Raw genomic sequence first — 6,876 nt, 5'->3', positions numbered from 1 at the left:
TTGCCGGTGTTGACGTCGACGACCGTCATCGCCTCGGTGCGGTCGATGACGAGCGAACCGCCCGACGGCAACCACACCTTGCGGTCCATGGCCTTGGCTAGCTGCTCGTCGATGCGGTGCTCGGCGAAGACGTCTTCGTCGCCCTCCCACTTCTCGAGGCGCTCGACGAGGTCGGGCGCGACCTCGGAGATGTAGGTGTGCACCTCGTTCCAGGCACGCTCGCCGGAGACGACCATCTTCGCGAAGTCCTCGTTGAACACGTCGCGGATGACGCGGACCGTCAGATCCGGTTCGCCGTGCAGCAGCGACGGCGCGTTGGCCGTCTCGGCCTTCGCCTGGATGCGCTCCCACATCTTCATGAGGCGCTCGACGTCGGCGCGCAACTCCTCCTCGGAAGCACCCTCGGCGGCGGTGCGGACGATGACGCCCGCGTCGGCCGGCACGACCTCCTTGAGGATGCGCTTGAGGCGCGCGCGCTCGGTGTCGGGCAGCTTGCGGCTGATGCCCGTCATCGAGTTGCCCGGCACGAAGACGACGAAGCGTCCCGGTAGCGAGATCTGCGACGTCAGGCGGGCGCCCTTGTGGCCGATCGGGTCCTTCGTCACCTGGACGAGGACGCTCTCGCCCGCCTTGAGGGCGTGCTCGATGCGCTTGGGCTGGTTGTCGAGACCGGCGGCGTCCCAGTTGACCTCGCCGGCGTACAGGACGGCGTTGCGCCCGCGGCCGATGTCGACGAACGCCGCCTCCATCGACGGCAGCACGTTCTGCACCCGGCCGAGGTAGACGTTGCCCGCCATCGAGCTCGCCTGCTCCTGACGCGAGACATAGTGCTCGGCGAGCACCCCGTCCTCGAGGACGCCGATCTGAGTGCGCCCCTCCTGCTCGCGCACGACCATGACGCGCTCGACGCTCTCGCGGCGTGCGAGGAACTCGGCCTCGGTGATGACGGTGCGGCGGCGTCCCGCCTCACGGCCCTCGCGGCGGCGCTGCTTCTTCGCCTCGAGGCGCACCGAGCCCTTGATGGACGTGATCTCGTCCTTCGCGCGACGCGGCTCGCGCACCTTCGTCACGGTGTTCGCGTCGTCGCCGTCCGAGCCCTGACCCGAGCCGCTGCGACGGCGACGGCGCGTGCGCTTGCGCGACCCCGCGTCGTCCTGGGCGTCGTCGTGCTTCGAGCTGTCGTCCTGCGCGGCGTTGCCGTCGCGCTTGGAGCCGTCGCCCTGCGCCGCGTCGTCGTGCTTCGCGTTGCCACCCTTGGAACCGGAGTCGCGGTCGTCGGCGTCGTCGTGCTGAGCCTGCGAACCGTCGCGGGCGTCGTCACCCTTGTTGCCGCGACGGCCACGGCCGCCGCGTCGGCGCCGACGCGGGGTCTGCTCGTCGTCGTTCTCATCGTTCTCGTCGTTCGCGTCGTGGTTGTCGTCGGTGTCGGCCGACTGCTTCGCGCCCGCATCGTCCGCGTCCTCGCGCGAGCCGTGAGCGGCGTCGTCGGACGACGCGTCGCCATTTTCGTCGTGCTGCGCGTCATCACCGCGACGGCGGCGGCTGCGCGAACGCGCGGGGCGCGGCTGCTCGTCGGCCTCGTCGTCGCCACCTGCGCGGCCCGCGGGTGCCTCGTCACGCGGCGACTCGTCATCGGCGCGGCGCGAGCGGCGGGGCACGCGCGTCATCGGGTCGGCGGCCTGGAACACGAGGCCGAACGCGGCGCCGGCGGGCGCGCCCTGGCCCGAGTCGCCATCGGTGACGTCCTCGTCACCGTCGATGGCCTCGACCTCGTCGCTCGTGTCAGCGTCCTGCGCGGGCTCGGCCTGCGGCGCTGTGAAGGGGCTGCCGGCCGCGAACGGGCTGGCGAAGGGGAATTCAAGATTTTCGGGGGCCACGGGGCCCTCCTTCTTCGTCGGCACGACGTGTGCCACAGAAAGACCACCTGGGCCTTGCACGCGCCGCGGCGCGGATCGTTCGTATCGCCTGCGATCGTTCGTGTCCGCAGGACGGAAGTCGTCTTCTACGTGGCTCGTCGGCTCGCGCTGCGCGCGGCACCGGACGTCACGCCGCAGAGCTTCTCGGTCGGCGGCTTCGCATGACGATGCGTCGGCCACCCTCGCGCGATTCGCGGTGCACCGGCTGCGGCTCGCGCCGCATCACCTGCGCTCCGACGGCGCGGTCGGAAGGTTCTGCGGGAGCGACAGGCTCTGTGAGACCTGCACGTTCCACCCGCATTATCGCACAGTCACCCCACGAGTGCCGGCAGGTCGGCACCCTCGTGTCCACATGGCGTCACAGCGCCTCCCCCACGCTGCGCCTCCCGACCGACGCCTCCCGCCCGGGGGCTTCGTTCGGATGGAGGTCTCAGGCGTCGAACGGGTCGCTGACGCGGCCGCCGGCTTCGAGGGCGCCTTGTGCGAGACGCGTCATGAGGGGCGAGCGCGGCACCTGCAGGCCCGTCAGCTCGGTGAGACCGGTCATGACGTCGATGGGGCGCACCGCGGGCGTCGTGTGCTGGATCGTCATCGTCCAGCGCACGAGGTCACGTCCGTCGGCATCTCCGGCGCGCACGAGCACGACGTCGGAGGCGAGGACGGCCTGACGCACGTCGAACTCGCGCGCACCCGACTTCGTCATGCGGGTGACGAGCAGCTCGGCGCGATCCATGAACGTCGCCACGGCGTCGGTGATTGTCTTGAGCGTGACGCCTTCGAAGTCGAGCTGCCACACGCTGGCCTGGAGCAGGTCGGCGAGCGCTCCCGGTGCGGCCTCGACGACGCGCAGCACGGCCATGTCCTGCGGCAACGATTCGTCGAGCGCTGCGCGCAGCGCCTCGAGGTCGCACTGCTGCGTCAACTGCAGCTGGAAGTACTCGGCCTCGGAGGCGGCCCCCGTCGGCGCGGCGTTCGCGTACGAGATACGCGGGTGCGGGTGGAAGCCTGCGGAGAACGCCATCGGCACCCCCGCGCGACGCACGGCACGCTCGAGGGCGCGCTGGAAGTCACGCGTCGAGGAGAAACGCAGACGTCCGCGCTTGGCGTACCTCACCGAGACCTTCTGGACGGCGGGTGCGGGGGGCGGACCTTCGGGAACTCGCTGACGTGCCACGAGCACGAGCCTACCGTCGACGCAAGGGCGCGCGGATCACCGCACCGTCACTCGGCTCGCCGGCACGACGAGGCACGCGATTCAGCGGATGCCGCGGGTGACGGCGGCCGTCGCGCCCTCGAGGGGCCCACGCGACCACGGTTCGCGCGAGACCAGCGAGCGCCACGCCATCGGCAACACGAGGGCGCCGACGCACAGGACGCCGACGTTGCCCCACGCGTCGTCGCGTTCGCCGGGATGCAGCTCACGCACGTACCAGGCGAGGTAGGCGATCTGCAGGACGTAGACACTCAACGTCATCGACCCCGCGGCGGCGAGCGCCGGCAGGCAGAAGCGCTCCGGCACGACGGCGAACCAGGCGAGCGCGAATCCCCCGACGAGCAGCGCCTCGAGCACGATCTCGAGGTGACTGCCGTCGTACGGTTCGAACGCGAGGCGCCCCGACGTCTTCGCCGCCATGAGCAACGCGGCCCCTGCGAGTGCGACCAGGCCCGCCAGGCCCGCGCTCCACGCGGGGACGGCGCGCGTCCAGCGCCACAGCACGATGCCGAGGCAGGTGAAGACGAGCAGCGTCGTCAGGCGGTAGTGCGGTCCCGCGACCACGACGTCCCACAAACGGTGGCCCACGTCGTCGCCGGCGACGAGAGCCTCGGTGCTGCGGGTGCGGCCCCAGCTCAGCAGGGCGGGTGCGGCAGCCCACGACATCGTGGCGATCCCGAGCAGCACCGTGTCGGGCAGCCGCGCCAGCAGGGGCGCGAGCAGCGTCGGCAGGGCGAGGTAGACGAGGACGACGTCGACCTGCGCACCCCACGGCTCGATCCACAACCCGAGCGCGACGAGCACGGCCGCGCGCACCCCGGCCCGGACGAACGAGACGGTCAGCCCGGCGTTGCCCCGGTCCGCGAGCATCGCGCTGATGCCGATGAGAAGCGCGAACAACGGCGCCGTCGCGAACTCGGTCAACGCCGCCAGTCGGAACGGGCCGTCGTCCGGGGCGCAGTAGGCGACGAACATCGACACGAGGGCGAGCCCGCGCAGCATGTCGACGCGCGCATCGCGCCTGTGGACGCCGCGGCGAGCACGTCGTGGGCTCATCGGCGTCTCACCGGCGCCCCGTCGAGACGAGTCGCATCGTCATGACGCCGCGCCCACGTCAGTGCGCGTGGTCGGCGGCGGCCAACTTCTTCGCACCCTCACCGAGGACGGTGAGCGGCAGCAGCGTCTTGCCCGTGGGGCCGATCTGGATGTCGGTGTCCATCTGCGGGCACACGCCGCAGTCGAAGCACGGCGTCCAGCGGCAGTCGTCGACTTCTTCCTCGGAGAGGGCATCCTGCCAGTCCTGCCACAGCCAGTCCTTGTCGAGACCGGAGTCGAGGTGATCCCAGGGCAGCACCTCGAGCTCGCCGCGCTCACGCGTCGTGTACCAGTCGACGTCGATCGGGTGCTCGGAGGCGGCGAAGACCGCGTCAGCCTGCCCCATCCAGCGCTCGTAGCTGAAGTGCTCGCTCCAGCCGTCGAAGCGGCCGCCGTCACGCCACACGGCCTCGATGACGGCGCCGACGCGGCGGTCGCCGCGGCTCAGCAGGCCCTCGACGATGCCGGGCTTGCCGTCGTGGTAGCGCATGCCGATGCTCGAACCGAACTTCTTGTCGGCTCGGATGGCGTCCTTGAGCTTCTTGAGCCGCTCGTCCGTGGCCTCGGCCGACAGCTGAGCGCACCACTGGAACGGCGTGTGCGGCTTCGGTACGAACCCGCCGATGGAGACGGTGCAGCGGATGTCCTTGCGGCCGCTCACCTGGCGCCCGGTCTCGATGACGCGGCGCGCCATGTCGGCGATCTGCAGGACGTCCTCGTCGGTCTCGGTGGGCAGGCCGCACATGAAGTACAGCTTCACCTGACGCCAGCCCGCGCCGTATGCGGCGGCGACGGTGTTGATGAGGTCGTCCTCGGAGACCATCTTGTTGATGACCTTACGGATGCGCTCGCTGCCGCCCTCGGGCGCGAACGTCAGACCCGAGCGGCGGCCGTTGCGCGTCAGCTCGTTGGCGAGGTCGATGTTGAACGCGTCGACGCGCGTCGACGGCAGCGACAGACCCGTCTGCGTGCCCTCGTAGCGGTCGGCGAGGCCCTTGGAGATCTCGGCGATCTCGGTGTGGTCGGCGGAGCTCAGCGAGAGCAGGCCCACCTCCTCGAAGCCGGTCGCGGCGAGGCCCTTCTCGACCATCTCGCCGATGCCGGTGATCGAACGCTCGCGCACGGGGCGCGTGATCATGCCGGCCTGGCAGAAACGGCAACCACGCGTGCAGCCGCGGAAGATCTCGACGCTCATCCGCTCGTGGACGGACTCGGCCATCGGCACGAGCGGCTGCTTCGGGTAAGGCCACTCGTCGAGATCCATGACGGTGTGCTTCGCGACGCGCCACGGCACACCGTGCGCCTCCTCGCTCAGCACGACACGCTGGATGCGCCCGTCGGGCAGGTAATCGACCTCGTACATCGACGGCACGTAGACGCTGCCCGTGCGCGCGAGTTCGAGCAGCAGCCCGCGACGCCCGCCGGGGCGCTCGGCGAGCTTCCACTCCTTGATGATGTCGGTGATGAGCAGGACGGCCTCTTCGCCGTCACCGATGACGGCGGCGTCGATGAAGTCGGCGATCGGCTCGGGGTTGAACGCCGAGTGCCCGCCCGCGAGGACGATCGGGTGGTCGATCGTGCGCTCGTCGGCGTGCAGGGGGATTCCGCCGAGGTCGAGCGCCGTCAGCATGTTCGTGTAGCCGAGCTCGGTCGAGAACGACATGCCGAGCACGTCGAAGTCGCGCACGCTGCGGTGGCCGTCGACGGTGAACTGCGGCACGCCCGCCTCACGCATCTTCGCCTCCATGTCCGGCCACATGGAGTAGGTGCGCTCGGCGAGCGCGTCGTCACGCTCGTTGAGCACTTCGTACAGGATCATGACGCCCTGGTTGGGCACGCCGACCTCGTAGGCGTCGGGGTACATGAGGGCCCAGCGCGTCGTCAGCTCCTGTCCGTCGGGGCCGTAGCCGCCGCAGTTCCAGTCCTTGACCTGGGCGTTGAGCTCGCCACCGACGTACTGGATCGGCTTGTTCACCTGCTCCAGCAGCGGCTCGAGATCGTGGAAGACAGACTCACCAGACATGTCCACCAGGGTAGTTCGGCCCAGGACGAGCGCCCAATCGTCGCCGGGGCGCCCGCTCAGGCGCTGCCCGTCTCACCTCCACGGCGTGACGCCGCCACGAGCGCGGCGACGAACGCGTCGACGTCCTCGTCGCGGGTGTCGAACGAGCACATCCAGCGCACCTCGCCGCGTGCCTCGTCCCAGTCGTAGAACCGGTAGCTCTCGCGCAGTCGGTTCGCGACGTCGGCCGGCAGCGTCGCGAAGACGGCGTTGACCTGCGTCGGCTGCGTGAACGCGACCTCACCGAGCGCACCGCGCGCCTGCTCGGCCTCGATCCCGGCCCGCAGGCGCCGCGCCGCAGCGTTGGCCCGCGTCGCGTTCTCGCGCCACAGCTCACCGTCGTAGAGCGCGAGCAACTGCGCGGAGACGAAGCGCATCTTCGACGTCAGCTGCATGAGGAACTTGCGCGAGAACCCGAGCCCCGCACACGCCTCGGGCGTCAGCGCCACGACGGCCTCGGCGAGCATCGCGCCGTTCTTCGTGCCACCGAGGCTGATGGCGTCGACGCCGGCGTCCGTCGTGATGGCGCGCAGCGGCACCTCCAGCGCGGCGGCGGCGTTCGACAACCGCGCGCCGTCGAGGTGCACCTT

At 70.5% G+C, this 6,876-nt stretch carries 5 protein-coding genes; all 5 read right to left on the bottom strand.

All coding sequences use genetic code 11. The features are described 5' to 3' along the window. Nucleotides 1-1,913: Rne/Rng family ribonuclease (locus tag B2284_RS03450; protein WP_414646251.1), on the bottom strand; the 1,913-nt coding region annotated here is incomplete at its 3' end. Nucleotides 1,914-2,346: 433 nt separating this feature from the next. Further along, nucleotides 2,347-3,096 carry a TIGR03936 family radical SAM-associated protein gene (locus tag B2284_RS03445; RefSeq protein ID WP_131941202.1) on the bottom strand — a complete coding sequence of 250 codons (750 nt, stop codon included), beginning with the start codon at nucleotides 3,094-3,096 and terminating at the stop codon, nucleotides 2,347-2,349. Nucleotides 3,097-3,171: 75 nt separating this feature from the next. Then, nucleotides 3,172-4,185 (bottom strand): hypothetical protein, encoded by a 1,014-nt coding sequence (locus tag B2284_RS03440; RefSeq protein ID WP_074045575.1) that lies wholly within the window; start codon nucleotides 4,183-4,185, stop codon nucleotides 3,172-3,174. 58 nt (nucleotides 4,186-4,243) lie between these two features. Continuing rightward, nucleotides 4,244-6,247 carry a TIGR03960 family B12-binding radical SAM protein gene (locus tag B2284_RS03435; protein ID WP_074045625.1) on the bottom strand — a complete coding sequence of 668 codons (2,004 nt, stop codon included), beginning with the start codon at nucleotides 6,245-6,247 and terminating at the stop codon, nucleotides 4,244-4,246. Between the two features lie 56 nt (nucleotides 6,248-6,303). Then, nucleotides 6,304-6,876 (bottom strand): threonine aldolase family protein (locus tag B2284_RS03430; protein WP_286697195.1); only part of this gene is annotated, 573 nt, incomplete at its 5' end.

It is taken from the genome of Dermacoccus sp. UBA1591, from assembly GCF_002322065.1.
GTDB classification, from domain to species: domain Bacteria; phylum Actinomycetota; class Actinomycetes; order Actinomycetales; family Dermatophilaceae; genus Dermacoccus; species Dermacoccus nishinomiyaensis.
The sequence above is the reverse complement of the archived record's forward strand: the minus strand, read 5'-3'. Positions and strand labels throughout refer to the sequence as shown.